This window comes from Sporacetigenium sp. TC11 (genome assembly GCF_058146105.1).
The window spans coordinates 160,244-179,066 of sequence record NZ_JBYVNY010000005.1; the positions used below are offsets into that span (position 1 = coordinate 160,244).

Consider the following 18,823-nt stretch of genomic DNA (forward strand, 5'->3'; position numbering starts at 1 on the left):
TATTTAATTATACAATTTAAAGTAAGTGTATTGAATAATATAGTCCAATTTATTATAATTGATTTCATGATAATAGATACTAAAGAAAAGGAGTAAACATTGATAAATCATGAAAAGTGCTGTCTATGAAAATTTTGATGTAAACAACAACTTATACTCTACTGAAGAGAGTAAAGATATAGTAGAGTTTTTTAGCGCTATAAATTATAATATTGGAGATAAGGTACTTCTTATAGGAGATATAGGTAGTTTTGGACAAAAGCTTAGAATGTCAGGATTAGACGTTATTATATTAGATAACACACATTATCATGATGTATGTCACTCTTTGGTATTTAATCAAAATTGTAATTCGATAAAAGGTTGTTTAGAATACTTACCTTTTGGAGAAAATTATTTTGATAAGATAATAATATTAAACTACTTTAATCATATAAATGACATTAATAGAGCATTAAAAGAATTATATAGAGCATTAAAAACACACGGAGAAGTTATAATAGAAGAAGAAAACATGAAGAGTTTATATGTAAAGTTAAGAGCTCTTAAACATAGAGTTTTTGGGGATAATATAAAGTATTATTATCCAAATCAAATATTACAGATATTTAATAATAGAAATTTTGTAGGGAATTTAAAAGAAATAAAAAATGAAAGATATATTTATAGAGGTACGAAAAATATTTAGATTAAATAAAGACTAGGACTAATCCTAGTCTTTTAATAATATATTCATTAAATAGGCAAAATATAAGGGGTAGAAACTTATGAGCATACATTACGAATGGGTCTTGTTAGTTGTATTTTTAATAATACTTATGTCAATACAATACACTTTAAATAAAATATATGTTGTATTAAAAGATATCAAGAATATAATGTCTAATATTAAAATTAGGGAATGATAAAAATGATAAATTTAGATACTATAAAGGTAGATATACAAAATATTGCAGAAGCTATATCATCAGTTTTAGATATTGATGTAACTATAGTAGATAACAATCTTACTAGAATCGCAGGAACAGGGGAATATTTATATTATATAGGAAAAAAGGTGGATAATAACTCAGCATTTGAGGAATCCTTAACAAAACAAAGAGAGTTTATAATTGAAAATCCAAAGACCAACAAAATATGTAACTTGTGTTATGGGAAACAGAATTGTAGAGAAGTGGCAGAGGTGTGTTGTCCGATAATATGTGATGGTATATCATATGGTGTAATAGGCCTTATTGCATTTAGTAAAGAACAAGGTATTTATATAAAAAATAATAGAAAAAATCTTATGGATTTTCTAAACAAAATGGCAGACCTAATATCGAGTAAGTTAAAAGAACAAAATAAAAGTGAAGAATTAAGTATAGAAAAAAAGAAACTCGAAACTTTATTAAATAATATGGACAAGGCTGTAGTATCTACAGATATATATGGTAATGTAGATAAGTATAACGAAAAATTTAAAAATATGTTTAAAATAAAATCTAATGAAGAAATCAAAAATATACTTAATTTACTATTTTTTATAAAGATATCGGATATGAATATAAATAATAAACATAAAAGTGATAGTTTTGTATATACACTAAAAAACTATGTGTTAAAAGGGGTATATAATATAAATTCCATAATAGTGAATGACGAATTAAAAGGATATGTATTTGATTTTATAGACAAGAATGCAGCAATAAATAATTTTAATCAAATAAACAGAAACTATAAAATAAGCTTTGATAATATAATAGGAATTAGTTATTGTATGGAAAAAGTAAAGAAAGAGGCGTTAATAGCTTCACACTCTATGTCTACTGTTCTTATAACTGGAGAAAGTGGTACAGGTAAGGAGTTATTCGCTAGAGCAATTCACAATAGCAGTGCAAGGTCAAATGAACCATTTATAGCAGTTAATTGTGCGGCTATACCGGACAACCTATTAGAAAGTGAACTATTCGGATATGAAGAAGGTGCATTTACAGGAGCTAGAAAAGGTGGTAAGTTAGGAAAATTTGAAATTGCTAATAAGGGAACTATACTTTTAGATGAAATAGGAGATATGAGTCTACATCTTCAAGCTAAGTTACTTAGAGTACTGCAGGAACGGGAGTTAAATAAGCTAGGTGCAAAAGATAATACATATATAGATGTTAGAATTATTGCAGCTACAAATAAAAATCTTGAGGATATGATCCAAAAAGGCCAATTTAGAGAGGATTTATATTATAGATTAAATGTTATACCTATAAATATACCTAGTTTAAGAGAGAGAAAAGAAGATATATCCTTATTGGTTAAAGATATGATAAGTATTTACTCAAGTAAACTAAATAAGAGAGTATATGATATAGAAGATAAAGCTTTAGAAAGTATAATGAATTATTCTTGGCCTGGGAATATAAGAGAATTGCAAAATATTATAGAATATAGTGTTAATATGTCTATAGATGAAATAATAAAATATGAAAATATACCAAATAAGATAAAAGACAGTACTAGTAAGTTTGAAAATATAAATAATGAAGATATAATGCCTATATATGAGTTAGAAAGAATAGAAATAGTGAAGGCTCTAAATAAATATAAAGATTATAAAAAGGATAAAGAAAGGGCAGCGCAGGCTCTAGGTTTATCAAAAGCTACTTTATATAGGAAATTAAAGGAATATAAAATAGTCTCAAAATGATATGATTATCTCATTTTGAGACTATTTTATTTACATTTGATACAAAACTAATATATTTTTACTTAACAAAGGGTGAAACCCTTCGTATAACTATAATTGAAAACTGGCATAGTTTTTGCTTAATAATTAAACAGTTTAAATTATTAGGAGGTATGTTATATGGAGAAGACATTTACAAAAAATGAAATATACTTAATAAATTTATTAAAGTCAGAGGTAAAGCCAGCTTTAGGATGTACTGAACCTGTAGCGGTAGCCCTTGCTTGTGCTAAGGCGAGAGAATTATTAAATGAAGAAATAATAGATTGTAATATTTTAGTTAGCCCTAATGTATATAAAAATGGTATGTGTGTTGGTATACCAGGAACAGATAAGTTAGGACTTAAAATAGCTGCAGCAATGGGAATTATAGGTGGAGATTCGGAGTATGGATTAAGTGTATTAGAATGTCTAGATGAAGGGCAGATCAAAATATCAGAAGAATATATAAATAAAAGTACAATAAAAATATCACCGGCAGATACCAAAGAAAAAGTTTATATAGACGTAACATTAAAAGGAAATAATAACATAGTTAATACTATAATAAGAGATAAGCATGATAATTTTGTATATATATCTAAGAACAATGAAATTTTATTGAATAGGGATGTTGTTATTAAAGATGCTTGCTTAACTAGCGAAGATGAAAATTTATTAGAAAAAATGAGCATAAGAGAATTAATCCAAGAAATAGAAAACATGGAATTGGAAGATATAGAATTTTTAATAGAAGGCATAGAAATGAATGAAAAAATAGCAAATTGTGCACTAGATAAGAAGATAGGTATAGGTGTGGGTTACGGAATAAAAAAATCAATAGAAGATGGATTATTAGGAGATGACCTTATAAATAGTGCTATGATGTTGACTGCTGCTGCATCGGACGCAAGAATGGCGGGGATCAAAATGCCTGTTATGAGCTCTAATGGAAGTGGTAACCATGGTATAACGGCTATAGTACCAATAATAGCTTATAATAAAAAATACCCTCAAAATAAAGGAAGAATAGCTAAATCACTTGCAATAAGCCATTTGATTACTGCTTATATAAAAAACTATACAGGTAGATTATCTGCTGTTTGTGGTTGTGGAGTTGCAGCATCAACGGGAGCGGCTGCGGCGATAACTTGGTTAATGAAGGGAAACTATGAACAAATAGAAGGTTCAATAGAGAATATGATAGCCAATTTAAGTGGTATGATATGTGATGGAGCTAAATCTGGATGTGCATTAAAACTTGCATCGGCAGCATCAGCAGCCGTACAAAGTGCCGTAACAGCTAAATATAATTGTATAGTTCCGCCTTTAAATGGAATCGTTGGGAATAGAGTTGAAGACAGTATAATAAATTTAGGAAGAGTAAGTTCTCAAGGTATGGCTATAACTGATGAAATAATTATAAATGTAATGGATGATATGAATAAAATTATATAGTTATTATAATATAGTGCAATATAGGTCCTCTTAATGGGAATAATATATATTGTACTATTTATTTTTCTTGGATCTACATAAGCAAAATATATTGCAAAAAGTGACATTTTTATATAAAATATGAGTTAATATAATTAAACTGACGGAGGTAATACCTATGGATATAGAAACGAGAAAATGGGAAGTTTTATGTTCTGAAGAGGATATAGCAGCTAGATTAAAAGAACTTGGAAAACAACTATCACAGGAATATAAAGATAAAAACTTAATGGTTATATCTTTACTAAAGGGAAGTTTTATATTTACAGCTGACTTAGTAAGAAATATGGATATACCTGTTAAAATTGGATTTATGACCACTTCAAGCTATGGTCATGGAGAGCAAACATCGGGGCAAGTTAGTATGTTATCTGATATAACAGATGATATTCAAGGTTATGATGTATTAGTTGTAGATGATATAACAGACTCAGGGTTAACTATGAAATTTGTTATGGATCACTTAAAAACTAAAAACCCATCAAGTGTAAAATGTTGTGTATTATTAGACAAACCGAGTAGAAGAAAAGCTGACTTAGTTCCAGATTACTGTGGATTTACAATAGAAGATAAGTTTGTAGTTGGATATGGGCTAAATTATGGGGATTACTATAGAAACATACCATACGTTTTTGTTGTAACAGATGAAGAAAGATAAACAAATAAAAAATGATGGCATTTTAATGCCATCATTTTTAAATTAAGGAAATTTTAATTTCCAACATATTAACTTGAGCAACAGACCTTTTTTCAAGGGCGTTGGCGACATGAGTAAAGCGAATTTTTTTATTTGTTTTCATCTGGATCTATAGATCTTAGTCCTTGCATTAATTTAGTTTTGTCAGCAGTTTTTTCATCTTTCATTTTTATAATTTTAGCAGGAGATCCTGCAACTACAGCTCCAGAAGGAACATCTTTTGTTACAATAGATCCGGCTGCAACGACAGATCCTTCTCCAACTTTAACTCCTTCTAATATAACAGCATTAGCTCCTATTAAAACATTATCTTCTATTATAACTGGAGTAGCAGAAGGAGGTTCAAGAACGCCTGCAACAACAGATCCTGCTCCAACATGTACGTTTTTACCTATTATACCTCTAGCACCTACTACCGCATTCATATCTATCATAGCGCCTTCACCTATTTCAGCACCTATATTTATTACAGCTCCCATCATAATAACTGCATTGTTTCCTATAGATACCATATCTCTTATTATAGCTCCAGGTTCTATTCTAGCATGTTCGTTTAAGTAGTTATATAAAGGGATGGCAGAATTTCTTCTGTCGTATTCAATATGAATATCAGTTATATTTGAATTATTTTCTTCTAATATTTCTTTTATTTTTCCAAAATCTCCTATTAATATATAGGATTCATTTGATCCAAATATTTTTATATCATCTTTATTACTAAAACTTAATTTACCGTTTACATAGACAGTAACAGGGGTTTTTTTCTTTGCTTCTTTTATAAATTTTGCTATTTCATATGAATCATTTAAGTTTATCATTTGTTTAAAACCTCCAGTATTATTCGCTTATCATACTATTCATATTGTAGTAACCAGGTTCTTTAGTTACTATATATTTAGCTGCTTTAATAGATCCTTGAGCAAATATTTCTTTAGATTGAGCTTTGTGGCTTATCTCTATAACTTCGTTATTTCCAGCAAATACAACATCATGATCTCCAACGATAGTGCCACCTCTAACTGCATGTATTCCTAATTCGTTTTCTTTTCGTTTTGCATCTCTTCCGTATCTACCGTAGTTATATTCTATTTTTGGCAAAGATTCTTTTATAGAATTTGCTATCATTAAAGCAGTTCCACTAGGAGCATCTACTTTTTTATTATGATGTTTTTCGATTATTTCTATATCGAATCCATCTAAGGCCTTAGCTGCATCTTTAACCAATTTTAATAATACATTAACTCCTAAAGACATATTAGAAGAATGAAATATTGGTATAGATTTAGATGCTTCTCTTATTTTTTCTAATTCTTCTTCGTTATATCCTGTTGTAGCAATTACTAATGAACTTTTCGTTTTTATAGCATATTGTAGGACTGAATTTAAAGAAGATGGATGAGAAAAATCTATTATAACATCGCATTTTTCTTCAACTTCTAAGATGTCTTTGTATAACTTATAGCCAACTTCTTCATGTTCATGTTTAGAAATACCGCAAATAAGCTCTAAACCAGGGTCTTCTTTAATACAGTTTGTTAAAACAATTCCCATTTTACCTAATGAACCATTAACTATAACCTTTAACATAGTATTTCCTCCTATGACAGTCTAAATCCATAGTTTGATAACTCTTTTTTTAGTATTTCTAAATTGCTAGGAGTCATTTCAACAAGAGGAAGTCTTAATTCTCCCATTTCAAAACCTAATAAGTTCATAGCTGTTTTTACAGGGATAGGATTTACTTCTATAAATAAAGAATCTATTAAAGGTTTCATATCTAATTGTAGTTTTCTAGAGCCTTCTAAGTCTCCTTGGAAAAACTTATCCACTAAGTCATGAGTATCCTTAGGACAAATATTAGCGACAACAGATATAACTCCGTGGCCTCCAAGTGATAATAATGGCAATATCATGTCGTCATTTCCTGAATATATAGCAAAATCTTTTGGAACTAATCTTGCCATTTCAGCTACTTGAGCAATGTCTCCACTAGCTTCTTTAACAGCTACTATGTTCTTGATTTTAGATAGTTCTAATAAAGTAGAAGGTTTTATATTAACACCAGTTCTTCCAGGAACATTATATGCTATTATAGGTATATTTACACTTTCAGCTATAGCTTTAAAATGTGCTATAACTCCAGGTTGAGTAGTTTTGTTATAGTATGGAGTTATAATAAGTAACCCATCTGCTCCAAATTTTTCTGCTTCTTTACTTAAATGTATAGAGTGAGCTGTATTATTAGAACCTGTACCAGCTATAACAGGAATTCTTTTATTTACTTTATCTATAACAAATTTAATAGTAGCTAACTGTTCGTCATCACTCATAGTAGATGCTTCACCAGTAGTTCCACAGACTATTAATGCATCTGTGTTGTTTTCTATATGATATTCTACAATATCTCCTAATTTATCAAAATTAATTTTACCATCTTTAAAAGGTGTAACTAAAGCAACTCCAGAACCTTTAAATAACATTTAAAATCACCCTCCCAAAATATTTTTAATTTATACTAAATCATATTTCATAAGTAATTCTGCTATTTGAACTGCATTAGTAGCAGCCCCTTTTCTTATATTGTCAGCTACTACCCACATATTTATACCGTTATCAACACTGAAATCTCTTCTTATTCTTCCAACAAAAACATCGTCATTTCCACTAGAAGTTATAGCCATAGGGTATTCATTTTTAGAAGGATTATCTACAACTACAACACCAGGTGAATTTTCAAGTAATTTTGTTATATCTTTTAGTTCAAATTCCTTTTCAAATTCAACATTAATAGACTCGCTGTGACTATTTAAAACAGGAACTCTAGCTGTAGTAGCTGTTACTTTTAAGTTATAATCCTTTAATATTTTCATAGTCTCATTTATCATCTTTATCTCTTCTTTGGTATAACCATTTTCTGTAAATACATCTATGTGAGGTAAACAATTATAAGCTATTTGATGAGCATAGAATGTGTTTTGATTTCCTTTAATACCTTCTTCTAAATCTTTAGTGCCTTTCATACCTGAACCTGAAACAGCTTGGTAAGTTGAATACACAATTCTTTTTATAGTGTAAGCATCATGAAGTGGTTTCAAAGGAACAACAGCTTGAATAGTAGAACAATTAGGATTTGCTATTATACCATTATGATTTTTAACCTCTTCAGCATTAACTTCAGGAACTACTAATGGAACGTTAGGATCCATTCTCCAAGCACTAGAATTGTCCACAACAATAACACCTTTAGATGAGGCTATAGGTGCAAATTTAGTACTAATATCTCCACCAGCTGAAAATAAGGCTATTTGGATATCTCTGTCAAATGAAGTTTCTGAAAGTTCTTCAACTACATAGCTTTGTCCTTTAAAGTTAACAATAGATCCAGCTGATTTTTTAGAAGAAAATAAATAAAGATTATCTATAGGGAAATCTCTCTCTTCTAAAATTTTAAGAAAAGTTCTTCCTACCATACCTGTAGCACCAACTATCGCTACATTAATTCTTCTCATGAAAAGTCCTCCTTTTAAAATAAAAGTATATGAATACCACAATTATGATATATTCTATTTATATGAAATATATGATTATAGTATACAAAGTAAAAAATATATTTAAAATAGTATAACAAAGTAATATAATATGGTAAATACTACAGTTGACAAAAGAGGAGGACTTTTAATGATAAAAAATAATAGTATATTATATCTAAAAGACAAAGTTATAAATCACCGTAAAAAATTAAATTCAATAGCTGAAATAGGCCAAGAAGAATATAACACATCAAGCTATATAAAAAATTATTTAGAGTCTATAAATGTTACATATGAAACATATTTACAAACAGCAATAGTAGGAAAGATAAAAGGAAGAGTAGGAAATAAAACAATAGCTTTTAGGGCTGATATAGATGGTCTTAGTGCTGATGATGGCAAAGTTGTTCACATATGTGGCCATGATGGGCATATGAGCGTATTATTAGGGCTTATAGAATATATAAATGACAATAAAGAAAAATTAAATGATAACATAGTATTTATATTTCAACCAGCTGAGGAAGGTCCTGGGGGAGCTTTGCCACTTATAAATGAAGGTATATTTGAAACATATAATATAGATGAAATATACGGTCTGCATATATATCCCGAATTAAATGAAGGATATATAGGTATTAGGCCAAAATATTTTTTAGCTCAGACTGGGGAAGTTGATATAGATATAATAGGTAAAAGTGGTCATGGTGCTATGCCTCAAAATGGTATAGACTCTATAGTAATAGCTTCAAATTTCATAAGTAGTCTACAGACTATAGTATCAAGAAATATAGGCCCTATAGATAATGCAGTAGTTACTTTAGGTAAAATGTCTGGTGGCGTAAGAAGAAATGTTATAGCAGAGCATGTAAGACTTGAGGGCACTATAAGGGCATTTAAACCAGAAATTTATAGCAAAATAAAAGAAAGAATAAATAATATAGCTAAAGGCTATGAACTTGGATATGATTGCAAGATAAAAATAAATATAAAAGATGATTATCCTGCTGTAAATAACGATGAGAATTTATATGCAGAATTTGTAGATGCTGTTGGAAAAGAAAACATAGTAACATTAGATCCTCTTATGATATCTGAAGATTTTTCTTATTATCAAAATATAGTTCCAGGTTTATTTTTTATGTTAGGATCTAGAAATGAAGAAAAGGGATATGTAAATGGGCTTCACAATATAAATTTCAATTTTGATGAAAATATCTTATTAAATGGAATAGATACATATGTTACTTTATTAAAATATAAAAACTGTATATATTAAATATTTGTATTTTAACTAACCCCTTGGTGTATAAAATTTTGATACATGACAACAATACAAAAAAGAAGGGGTGGTAGTATATGAAAGATATAAATCTAAAAGAAGTAGATATAAATAAACCTAGACAAAAAAAGGAAAAAAAGAAAAAAATATTGACAGATAATGATATAATGAAATATGAGATAGCTAGTGAGCTAGGCCTTTTGGATAAAGTAAGTGAACTTGGTTGGGGCGGGCTTACAGCTAAGGAAGCAGGAAAAATAGGCGGAGTACTTACTTCTCGAAAAAAACAAAAGAAAAAAATAATGGAGGCACAAAATAAACAAGATGGATCAGTATAAAGAATTTGCATTTGTATACGATGAACTAATGAATGAAGTAGATTATGAATCTTGGGTAAATTATATAGAAAAAATAATAAAAAATGAAAATATAAGAGTGAAAAATATATTGGAATTAGCATGTGGAACTGGAAATATTACTATACCCTTAGCTAAGAAGGGATATGATATTGCTGGTATAGATATATCCGAAGAGATGTTAATGATAGCTAGGGAAAAAAGTCAAAAAGAAGGCATAGAGTTAGTTCTATTAAATCAAGATATAGCTGATTTAGATTTTGATTTATATGATTTAGACTGTGTGTTATGTGCATGTGATGGATTTAATTATATATTAGAAGATGGTGACCTTAAAAATATATTTGATAAAATATATAAATTGCTAAAAGAAAAAGGCATATTTATATTTGATATAAGTTCGTATTATAAACTATCATCTATACTTGGCGATAATGTATACGGTGAAAACAGAGATGATATAGCTTATTTATGGCAAAATTATTTTGATGAAGACGATGATATCGTGCAAATGGACTTAGCTTTTTTTAAAAAAGATTGTGACAGTGAAAAGTTTACTAGATTTGAAGAAACTCATTATCAACGAGCTTATAGAAATGAAGATATATTTAATATGTTAAATAATTCTGGTTTCTCAAATATAAAGCTGTATAAAGATTTCACATTTGAGAAAGCTAATGGTGAAGAAGAAAGAGTATTCTTTGTATGTATAAAATAACTACAAAATAGCCCTGACTAGCGTCAGGGTTTTTAAAATATAAGGATATTATAACTTATATGGTCTTTGGATAAGTTATAATATCCAACTGATAAACTTGAGCAACGCACCTGATTTTCAAGGTCGTTGGCGACATGAGGGAAGCGAATTTTTAATGTTAAAATAGGAGGTATTAGTATGAAGGATTACATAATAAGAGCTACGGCTTCAAATGGCCAAGTGAGAGCATTTATTGGTACTACAACAAATATGGTTGAATTAGGTAGAAAATTTCATAACACAACTCCAGTTGCTAGTGCAGCTCTTGGAAGAACATTAACAGCAACATCTATTATGGGGCTTATGATGAAAAATGATAATGATAAATTAACTATAATAATAAAAGGTGGAGGCCCTATAGGAAGTATAGTTACAACATCTGATTCAAATGGAATAGTAAAGGGATATGTAACAAATCCGGATGTCGATGTCCCACTAAAATATGCAGGGAAACTAGATGTAGGAGCAGCGGTAGGTAACAAGGGTAGTATAAAAGTTATAAAAGATTTAGGACTTAGAGAACCATATAACGGTTCATATCCTCTTGTAAATGGGGAAATAGCTGAAGATTTTACATCGTATTTTACATTTTCAGAACAAACTCCATCAGCAGTAGCTCTGGGAGTTTTAGTAGATGTAGATACAACTATAAAAGCTGCAGGTGGATTTATAGTTCAATTAATGCCAGATGCAACAGAAGAAGTTATAAGTAAACTTGAAGAAAATATAGGTAAAATAGATGCAATATCTAAACTTATAGAAGCTGGGAAGACTCCGGAAGATATACTAAACTTAGTTTTAGAAGATTTAAAGCCAGAAATATTACAAAAACATGAAGTAACATTTGAATGTGATTGTAATAAAGAAAGATTTGAAAAGGCTTTAATTACTATAGGTAAAAAAAATATGCAAGAAATAATAGAAGAAGATAAACAAGCTGAAATAGGATGTCATTTCTGTAACTTTAAATATCAGTTCAATGAAGACGACTTAAAAAAAATAATAGAAAAGATGTAAGGGGGAAGAAAAATGGAAAAATCTCTAAGATTAGAAATAGAAACTTACGATAGAGTAGGTATGGCACTAGATATATTAAAAGAAGTTGCCAAATTAGATACAAATATAGCATCTGTAGAGGTTTTTCCAAGTAAGGTCTATATTAAAACTGAAAAGATAATAAAAAGTAAAGTAGATATACTAAAACGTAATATATCTACTTTACCAGAGGTAATAGACTTGAAAGAGTGTAGACTTATGCCTTCTGAAGAAAACGAAAGAAGGATATTTGCGGTTATAAATTCAGTGGACCAAGGTATAGTATCTATAAATAAAAATAAAGAAATAGAAATATTTAATAGCTATTGTGAAAAAATATTTAATTCTAAAAAACAAGATGTTTTAGGTAAAAAAATAGATGAAGTACTAGATATAAAAGATGATGCCCCTATATTGAACTTAATAAAAAGTGGAGAAGAATACGATAATATAAAAATGAATACTACTTCCTATAAAAATAAACAATATATAACTACGGGAAGAAGTATAAAAGATGATGAAGGAAACATACTTGGGGCAGTAGCATCGCTAAGAGATATTAACGAAGTAAGAGAAATGGTAGATGTTATATATGCTAAAGATGAAGATACATTTAAAGATGTAATAGGGAATAGTAAGGAATTACAAAATGTAAAAGACATTATCAAAATGATATCAAAAGGCAATTCGACTGTACTGCTTAGAGGGGAAAGTGGAACTGGAAAAGAAGTTTTTGCAAAATCAATACATAATTTAAGCGATAGAAAAGATAAAAAAATGGTAACTATAAATTGTGCTGCTCTACCTGAAAATTTAATAGAAAGTGAGCTTTTTGGATATGAAGAAGGAAGTTTTACTGGAGCTATTAAAGGTGGAAAGTTAGGATTATTTAAAGAGGCTAACGGTGGAACCATATTTCTAGATGAAATAGGGGAGCTTTCTATGGTACTGCAAGCTAAACTTTTGAGGGTTATACAAGAAGGAAAAGTTAGGAAGATAGGTAGTAGTAAAGAAGAAGATGTAGATGTTAGAATAATAACTGCAACTAATAGAAATTTGGAGAATATGATAAAAAATGAAAAATTTAGAGAAGATTTATATTATAGATTGAATGTAATTCCTATATATATTCCTCCACTTAGAGAAAGAAAAGAAGATATACCTCTTTTAGTTAAATTTTTTATAGATAAATTAAATAAAAGAATAAACAAAGATATAATAGGATTTGATAATGAATTTATAAATGAATTAATGAACTATGAATGGCCCGGAAACGTAAGAGAACTTGAAAATGTTACAGAAAGATCTATGAATTTGTGCAATGGAAAATTGCTAAATATAAATAACTTAATGTTAAATTTTATACAAAATAAAGCTATTGATATTAAAGAATACGAAGAACCTATTATTGATTTGAGAAAAGCTGTTGAAAAATTAGAGAAAAACACTATAAATAAAGCCTTATCTACAAATAAATCTATAAGAAGAGCAGCTAAAGACTTAGGAATATCTCATACAGCTCTTTTAAATAAAATAAAAAAATATAACATATAGTGGAAATTAAAATGACCACTGGAAACTATTGTTTCCGGAAAACGTTTGCAAAGTGGTAACTTAAATTACCGCTTTTTTATTTGCGTTTAAATTGCAATTAAGTAGAAAGTTATAAATTAAATTTATAACAAGTAAATTCATTGAAAAATGAGAGTTGTAAAATTATTATTTTAAATATTAAAAATTTGGCATATAATTTGCTCTAAATAATTATGTGATTAATTAAGTTGTAATCATTAAAGTATAGACAACATAATAATAGGAGGAGATTATATGAATAATTTAGAAAAAAAGGGATTTGGAACAAAAACAATACATGCAGGACATCATAAAGATCCAGTATCAGGAGCTTTAACTACTCCTATATTCGCAACATCTACTTTCGTATTCGATAGTGCTGAGCAAGGTGGAAGAAGATTTGCATTAGAAGAAGGCGGTTACATATACTCAAGATTAGGAAATCCAACGTTAACTCAAGTAGAAGAAAAATTAGCTGCACTAGAAGGAGCAGAAGCTTGTATGGCTATGGCATCTGGTATGGGAGCTATATCTTCAGCTTTATGGACAGCTTTAAAAGCAGGAGATCATGTAGTAGCAGATGAAACATTATATGGATGTACTTATGCATTACTTAGCCATGGTTTAACAAGATTTGGAGTAGAAGTGAGCTTTGTAGATGCAACTGATCCAGAAAATGTTAGAAAAGCAATGAAAGAAAATACAAGAGTAGTTTACTTAGAAACTCCAGCTAATCCTAATTTAAAAATAGTTGATATAAAAACTATATCTGATATAGCTCATGAAAAAGAAGATTGTTTAGTAATGGTTGACAATACATTCTGTACTCCATTTATACAAAGACCTATAGAATTAGGCGCTGACGTTGTTGTTCACTCTGCAACTAAGTATTTAAACGGACATGGGGATGTTATAGCAGGTTTCGTTGTAGGTAATGTAGAATTTATGACTCAAGTTAGATTATTTGGTGTTAAAGATATGACTGGTGCAGTACTTAGCCCATTTGATGCTTATTTAATAATGAGAGGTATGAAAACTTTAGAAATAAGAATGGAAAGACACTGTAAGAATGCTATGGAAGTAGCTAAATTCTTAGAGACTCATCCTGCGGTTGAAAAAATGTACTATCCAGGTCTTGAAAGTCATCCACAGTATGAATTAGCTAAAAAACAAATGTCTCTTCCAGGAGGTATGATATCTTTTGAAGTAATAGGTGGAGTAGAAGCTGGTAAAGAATTATTAAATGGATTAAACTTATGTACATTAGCAGTTAGCTTAGGTGACTGTGAAACATTAATACAACATCCAGCATCAATGACTCACTCTCCATATACTAGAGAAGAAAGATTAGCGGCTGGTATAGAAGATGGTTTAATAAGATTATCTGTAGGTTTAGAAAATGCAGATGATATAATAGCTGACTTAAAAGAAGGTTTAGATAAAGTTAATGAGAAATACGCTACAGTAACAGCTTAATAAAAATAAAAAAGCCTGTGATTTAATCACAGGCTTTTTTATTTTGCTTTAAATTAAGTATATAAGGGTGGTTTTTGATATAATTAATATATAGTATAAAAAATAAAGGGGAAGCTGATATGAATTTAAATCAAAATTTACAGTTAACTCAGACTCAAAAACTTGCTATTACAACTGAGCTAAAGCAATCATTATCGATATTAAATATGAATGTAATTGAGTTAGAAGAAGAAATAAAAAGAGAAGCTGAAGAAAATCCTATTATTGAAATAGATAAATCAAATGAAATTGATTGGGAAAAATATATAAAGAACATGGATAATAGTTATAATTACGATAACCCTTCTTACAATAATGAAAATGAAGATTATAATTTAGAAAATATGGTAAGACATTACGATTCTTTATACGACCATCTAAAATTCCAAATTGGGCTTTATAAGTTAAATAATGGAGAAAGAGAAGTGTGTGAATATATAATAGATAGTATAGATGAAAATGGTTATCTTAAATTAGATACAGATGAAATTGCAAAGCAACTTAATGTAGAGGAAGATTTGGTAAGAAAAAGTATTAATACTGTTCAACAATTAGAGCCAAGTGGAGTTGGAGCGAGAAATCTAAGAGAGTGTCTGTTAATACAATTAGAAAATATGAATATAAAAGATGAATTACTAGAAAGTATAATAAAAAATGACTTAGAGTTTTTAGCTTTAAAAAAGTATAAGGAAATAAGCAAAAAATATAAAATATCATTAGATCAATGTGTGCAATTAGCTCACAAAATTCAAAAGCTAGAACCTAAACCAGGGTTAAAGTATTCATATATAAAAAATTCGTATATAGTTCCGGATATTATAGTAGAAAAAATAGATAATGAATATGTAGTTTATACAAATGAAAAAGATACCTATAATATAAAGATAAATAATTTTTATAAGGAAGTATTGAAGAATTCTCAAAAAGATAATGAAGCTAAGGAATTTATAAAAGACAAATTAAATTCAGCTCTAAATTTAATTAAGAATATAGAAAATAGAAAAAGTACAATATTAAAAATATCTAAAGAACTATTGAATCAACAAAAAGATTTTTTTGAAAAAGGTCCTAAATATTTAAGACCTCTTATTTTGAAAGACATAGCTGAAAATATAGGATACCATGAATCTACTATAAGTAGAGGGGTAAATGGAAAATATATATTAACGCCTTATGGTTTATTTGAACTTAAATATTTTTTTAGCAGCGGATTATATAATAAAGATGAGGGAACAGCTTCTACAAGCATAAAAAAGTTTATCGAGGAGATAATAAAAGGGGAAAATAAAAAAAGACCTTATAGTGATGATAAAATATCTTATATATTAGAGCAAAAGGGTCTTAAAATAGCTAGAAGAACAATCGCTAAATATAGAGAAGAACTAAATATACCATCATCGAGTAAACGAAAAGAATATTAAGGTGTAATTAATAGACAAGTAGTATGAAACAATTTAAAAAATATCATAATTAGTGTATAATTAATGCACTAATTAGTATATAATTATAATGAGAAAAGTGCAAAGGGATAACGTTTTCGAATTATAATTATAAAATATTACCAAAAAAGTATTGAAAATAGTGGAATATTCATATAAAATAAAGTTAAGGCGCGGGACTTAAAATGAACATAGGGTCATTTAAAGTCCCAAAACTTTTAGTTTATGGGGACAATAAGTGGACATATGGTCATTTAGGATACTGAGGAGAAAGATATGGAAAATCTTATAAAGATTCAACAGAAACTAATTCCACAAGTATTAGAAATAATGGAAAAAAGATACTGTATACTTAGGCAGATATCTTTAAGTGAACCTATAGGTAGAAGATCATTATCTAATATATTAGGAATGAGTGAAAGAATAATAAGGTCAGAAACAGAGTTTTTAAAAAACCAAGGTTTAATAAATGTAGATGGATCTGGAATGGTAATAACTAATGAAGGATTAATCTTACTTGATAGCTTAAAAGATACTATGAATAATATAACAGGTATATCTAAGCTACAAGAAAAAATAAAAGAAAAACTTAAAGTTAAAAAGGTAATAGTAGTTCCTGGTAATTATGATGAAAATGAAACATTATTAAAAGATATAGCCAAATGTGCTTGTGAGTATTTTTTAGATATACTTAGTGATAAAGATATAGTAGCTATAACTGGTGGAACTACAATGTTAAAATTTGCTCAAAACTTAAAATTAGATAAAAGATATCCCAATGTTAGAATAGTTCCTGCTAGAGGTAGCGTCGGTAAAGAAATTGAAACGCAATCTAACAATATAGTAGCTAGTATAGGTAAAAAGTTAAATTCTCATTATAGTCTATTGCATATTCCTGACATTTTAGGAAAAGAAGCAATGGAAACTTTATATGAAGAACCAGAAATAAAAAATACATTAGGTTATATTAAAAATACAAATATATTGGTTTTCGGAATTGGTAAAGCTGATGAAATGGCACATAGAAGAAAACTATCTCAAGATAAAATAGATGAAATAATATCTAAAGAAGCAGTTGGAGAAGCTTTTGGTTACTACTTCAACAAAGATGGAGACATAGTTCATGAAATAAATACAGTAGGAATAGATTTAGAAACATTTAAGTCAATAAAAGAAACAATAGCAGTATTTGCTGGAAGTAATAAAGCAGAAGCTGCCATAGCAATATCAAAACTAAAGTCAGATATGGTATTAATTACAGATGAAAGCACATGTTATAAAATATTAGATATTTTGGAAAAATAATTACTATGTTTGCAATTAAATTAAATTTAATTTACATATAGGAGGGTATTAAGATGATTAAAGTAGCTATAAATGGTTTTGGAAGAATAGGAAGACTAGCATTAAGAGTAATGATGGAAAACCCAGAATTCGAAGTTGTTGCAGTAAATAATTCAAAAGATGCTATGACTTTAGCGCATTTATTTAAATACGATTCAGCTCAAGGTCGTTTCAATGGAGAAATAGAAGTTAAAGGGGAAGATGTTTTTGTAGTAAATGGAAAGGAAATAAAAGTGATTTCTGAGAGAAATCCAGAAAACCTACCATGGGGGGAATTAGGAGTAGATGTAGTACTTGAGTGTACAGGAGTATTTACTTCGAAGGAAAAAGCAGAAGGACATATAAAAGCTGGGGCTAAAAAAGTTGTTATATCAGCTCCTGCAACTGGAGATTTAAAAACTGTTGTATTCAATGTAAATCACAAAATTTTAGATGGATCTGAAACAGTTGTATCAGCAGCTTCTTGTACAACTAACTGTTTAGCACCAATGGCTAAGGTTTTACAAGATAGCTTTGGTTTAGCAAAAGGATTTATGACTACTATACATGCTTATACAAATGATCAAAATACATTAGATGCAGCTCATGCAAAAGGTGATTTACGTCGTGCTAGAGCTGCAGCAGCTAATATAGTTCCTAACTCAACTGGAGCTGCTAAAGCTATAGGATTAGTTATACCTGAATTAAAAGGCAAATTAGATGGTGGAGCTCAAAGAGTTCCAGTAATAACAGGTTCTTTAACTGAATTAGTATGTACATTAGATAAGAAGGTTACTGTTGATGAAGTAAATGCAGCTATGAAGGCAGCTTCTAACGAATCATTTGGATATACTGAAGAGCCATTAGTATCATCTGATATAATAGGTGTTAGATATGGATCATTATTTGATGGAACTCAAACTAAAGTAATGGAAGTAAATGGAGAGCAATTAGTTAAAGTTGCTTCTTGGTATGATAATGAAATGTCATATACAGCTCAATTAATAAGAACTGTACAATACTTTGCAAATATTTCAAAATAAATTTGCCTAAAAGATAAGATTCTAAAAGGTCCGGGTTTGTAGTGTATACTACGGGCTCAGGGCCTTTTTTTAAAAATAC

The 18,823-nt window shown here is 28.9% G+C and carries 17 protein-coding genes; 13 read left to right on the forward strand and 4 right to left on the reverse strand.

Annotated features, from left to right (window positions below; all coding sequences use genetic code 11):
- Positions 1 to 109: 109 nt before the first annotated feature.
- The 4 genes from ACUSRV_RS09655 to hpt all read left to right on the forward strand — a co-directional run bounded on the left by ACUSRV_RS09655 (position 110) and on the right by hpt (position 4,853).
- Positions 110 to 688 carry a class I SAM-dependent methyltransferase gene (locus tag ACUSRV_RS09655; RefSeq protein ID WP_490141740.1) on the forward strand — a complete coding sequence of 193 codons (579 nt, stop codon included), beginning with the start codon at positions 110 to 112 and terminating at the stop codon, positions 686 to 688.
- 213 nt (positions 689 to 901) lie between these two features.
- A complete protein-coding gene (locus ACUSRV_RS09660; protein ID WP_490141741.1) occupies positions 902 to 2,680 on the forward strand; it encodes a sigma-54 interaction domain-containing protein in 1,779 nt (592 codons plus the stop codon).
- Positions 2,681 to 2,839: 159 nt separating this feature from the next.
- On the forward strand, positions 2,840 to 4,156 hold the full coding sequence (locus ACUSRV_RS09665; protein ID WP_490141742.1) for an L-cysteine desulfidase family protein: 1,317 nt from the start codon (positions 2,840 to 2,842) through the stop codon (positions 4,154 to 4,156).
- A gap of 157 nt (positions 4,157 to 4,313) precedes the next feature.
- Positions 4,314 to 4,853, forward strand: a complete 540-nt coding sequence (gene hpt / locus ACUSRV_RS09670; RefSeq protein WP_490141743.1) for a hypoxanthine phosphoribosyltransferase — start codon at positions 4,314 to 4,316, stop codon at positions 4,851 to 4,853.
- A 128-nt stretch (positions 4,854 to 4,981) separates the two neighbouring features.
- Here hpt and dapD read toward each other — a convergent pair whose 3' ends face one another.
- The 4 genes from dapD to ACUSRV_RS09690 are packed head-to-tail and all read right to left on the reverse strand — an operon-like array spanning position 4,982 to position 8,401.
- Entirely contained in the window at positions 4,982 to 5,710 is a 729-nt protein-coding gene (gene dapD / locus ACUSRV_RS09675) for a 2,3,4,5-tetrahydropyridine-2,6-dicarboxylate N-acetyltransferase (protein ID WP_490141744.1), read from the reverse strand.
- 19 nt (positions 5,711 to 5,729) lie between these two features.
- Positions 5,730 to 6,479 carry a 4-hydroxy-tetrahydrodipicolinate reductase gene (gene dapB, locus ACUSRV_RS09680; protein ID WP_490141745.1) on the reverse strand — a complete coding sequence of 250 codons (750 nt, stop codon included), beginning with the start codon at positions 6,477 to 6,479 and terminating at the stop codon, positions 5,730 to 5,732.
- A gap of 11 nt (positions 6,480 to 6,490) precedes the next feature.
- Positions 6,491 to 7,372 carry a 4-hydroxy-tetrahydrodipicolinate synthase gene (gene dapA, locus ACUSRV_RS09685; RefSeq protein ID WP_490141746.1) on the reverse strand — a complete coding sequence of 294 codons (882 nt, stop codon included), beginning with the start codon at positions 7,370 to 7,372 and terminating at the stop codon, positions 6,491 to 6,493.
- Between the two features lie 30 nt (positions 7,373 to 7,402).
- On the reverse strand, positions 7,403 to 8,401 hold the full coding sequence (locus ACUSRV_RS09690; RefSeq protein WP_490141747.1) for an aspartate-semialdehyde dehydrogenase: 999 nt from the start codon (positions 8,399 to 8,401) through the stop codon (positions 7,403 to 7,405).
- A gap of 169 nt (positions 8,402 to 8,570) precedes the next feature.
- On the opposite strand from ACUSRV_RS09690, the gene ACUSRV_RS09695 reads away from it, so the two are divergent.
- The 9 genes from ACUSRV_RS09695 to gap all read left to right on the forward strand — a co-directional run bounded on the left by ACUSRV_RS09695 (position 8,571) and on the right by gap (position 18,744).
- Entirely contained in the window at positions 8,571 to 9,701 is a 1,131-nt protein-coding gene (locus tag ACUSRV_RS09695; RefSeq protein WP_490141748.1) for an N-acetyldiaminopimelate deacetylase, read from the forward strand.
- Between the two features lie 80 nt (positions 9,702 to 9,781).
- The gene (locus ACUSRV_RS09700; RefSeq protein ID WP_490141749.1) at positions 9,782 to 10,042 is read left to right on the forward strand and encodes an alpha/beta-type small acid-soluble spore protein; all 261 of its coding nucleotides are present in this window, start codon (positions 9,782 to 9,784) and stop codon (positions 10,040 to 10,042) included.
- Complete coding sequence (locus ACUSRV_RS09705; RefSeq protein WP_490141750.1) at positions 10,029 to 10,778, forward strand: class I SAM-dependent DNA methyltransferase; 750 nt, start codon at positions 10,029 to 10,031, stop codon at positions 10,776 to 10,778. Before ACUSRV_RS09700 ends, ACUSRV_RS09705 begins: the two co-directional genes overlap by 14 nt.
- A 177-nt stretch (positions 10,779 to 10,955) precedes the next feature.
- On the forward strand, positions 10,956 to 11,834 hold the full coding sequence (gene hslO / locus ACUSRV_RS09710) for an Hsp33 family molecular chaperone HslO (RefSeq protein ID WP_490141751.1): 879 nt from the start codon (positions 10,956 to 10,958) through the stop codon (positions 11,832 to 11,834).
- A 12-nt stretch (positions 11,835 to 11,846) separates the two neighbouring features.
- The gene (locus tag ACUSRV_RS09715; RefSeq protein ID WP_490141752.1) at positions 11,847 to 13,406 is read left to right on the forward strand and encodes a sigma 54-interacting transcriptional regulator; all 1,560 of its coding nucleotides are present in this window, start codon (positions 11,847 to 11,849) and stop codon (positions 13,404 to 13,406) included.
- A 273-nt stretch (positions 13,407 to 13,679) separates the two neighbouring features.
- Positions 13,680 to 14,900, forward strand: coding sequence for a methionine gamma-lyase (megL, locus tag ACUSRV_RS09720; RefSeq protein ID WP_490141753.1), 1,221 nt, complete (start codon positions 13,680 to 13,682; stop codon positions 14,898 to 14,900).
- A gap of 119 nt (positions 14,901 to 15,019) precedes the next feature.
- Positions 15,020 to 16,360 carry an RNA polymerase factor sigma-54 gene (gene rpoN, locus ACUSRV_RS09725; RefSeq protein WP_490141754.1) on the forward strand — a complete coding sequence of 447 codons (1,341 nt, stop codon included), beginning with the start codon at positions 15,020 to 15,022 and terminating at the stop codon, positions 16,358 to 16,360.
- A 294-nt stretch (positions 16,361 to 16,654) separates the two neighbouring features.
- Positions 16,655 to 17,683 (forward strand): sugar-binding transcriptional regulator, encoded by a 1,029-nt coding sequence (locus ACUSRV_RS09730; protein ID WP_490141755.1) that lies wholly within the window; start codon positions 16,655 to 16,657, stop codon positions 17,681 to 17,683.
- 53 nt (positions 17,684 to 17,736) lie between these two features.
- Positions 17,737 to 18,744, forward strand: a complete 1,008-nt coding sequence (gene gap / locus ACUSRV_RS09735) for a type I glyceraldehyde-3-phosphate dehydrogenase (protein ID WP_490141756.1) — start codon at positions 17,737 to 17,739, stop codon at positions 18,742 to 18,744.
- The last annotated feature ends 79 nt before the right edge of the window (positions 18,745 to 18,823 follow it).

What these genes read in the sequence shown, in the direction of transcription:
- ACUSRV_RS09700 (WP_490141749.1), top strand. Translation starts at nt 9,782, where the DNA reads ATGAAAGATATAAATCTAAAAGAAGTAGATATAAATAAACCTAGACAA.
- ACUSRV_RS09695 (WP_490141748.1), top strand. Translation starts at nt 8,571, where the DNA reads ATGATAAAAAATAATAGTATATTATATCTAAAAGACAAAGTTATAAAT.
- dapB (WP_490141745.1), bottom strand. Translation starts at nt 6,479, where the DNA reads ATGTTAAAGGTTATAGTTAATGGTTCATTAGGTAAAATGGGAATTGTT.
- gap (WP_490141756.1), top strand. Translation starts at nt 17,737, where the DNA reads ATGATTAAAGTAGCTATAAATGGTTTTGGAAGAATAGGAAGACTAGCA.
- ACUSRV_RS09705 (WP_490141750.1), top strand. Translation starts at nt 10,029, where the DNA reads ATGGATCAGTATAAAGAATTTGCATTTGTATACGATGAACTAATGAAT.
- ACUSRV_RS09665 (WP_490141742.1), top strand. Translation starts at nt 2,840, where the DNA reads ATGGAGAAGACATTTACAAAAAATGAAATATACTTAATAAATTTATTA.
- ACUSRV_RS09660 (WP_490141741.1), top strand. Translation starts at nt 902, where the DNA reads ATGATAAAAATGATAAATTTAGATACTATAAAGGTAGATATACAAAAT.
- megL (WP_490141753.1), top strand. Translation starts at nt 13,680, where the DNA reads ATGAATAATTTAGAAAAAAAGGGATTTGGAACAAAAACAATACATGCA.
- ACUSRV_RS09690 (WP_490141747.1), bottom strand. Translation starts at nt 8,401, where the DNA reads ATGAGAAGAATTAATGTAGCGATAGTTGGTGCTACAGGTATGGTAGGA.
- hpt (WP_490141743.1), top strand. Translation starts at nt 4,314, where the DNA reads ATGGATATAGAAACGAGAAAATGGGAAGTTTTATGTTCTGAAGAGGAT.
- hslO (WP_490141751.1), top strand. Translation starts at nt 10,956, where the DNA reads ATGAAGGATTACATAATAAGAGCTACGGCTTCAAATGGCCAAGTGAGA.
- ACUSRV_RS09715 (WP_490141752.1), top strand. Translation starts at nt 11,847, where the DNA reads ATGGAAAAATCTCTAAGATTAGAAATAGAAACTTACGATAGAGTAGGT.
- ACUSRV_RS09655 (WP_490141740.1), top strand. Translation starts at nt 110, where the DNA reads ATGAAAAGTGCTGTCTATGAAAATTTTGATGTAAACAACAACTTATAC.
- rpoN (WP_490141754.1), top strand. Translation starts at nt 15,020, where the DNA reads ATGAATTTAAATCAAAATTTACAGTTAACTCAGACTCAAAAACTTGCT.
- dapA (WP_490141746.1), bottom strand. Translation starts at nt 7,372, where the DNA reads ATGTTATTTAAAGGTTCTGGAGTTGCTTTAGTTACACCTTTTAAAGAT.
- dapD (WP_490141744.1), bottom strand. Translation starts at nt 5,710, where the DNA reads ATGATAAACTTAAATGATTCATATGAAATAGCAAAATTTATAAAAGAA.
- ACUSRV_RS09730 (WP_490141755.1), top strand. Translation starts at nt 16,655, where the DNA reads ATGGAAAATCTTATAAAGATTCAACAGAAACTAATTCCACAAGTATTA.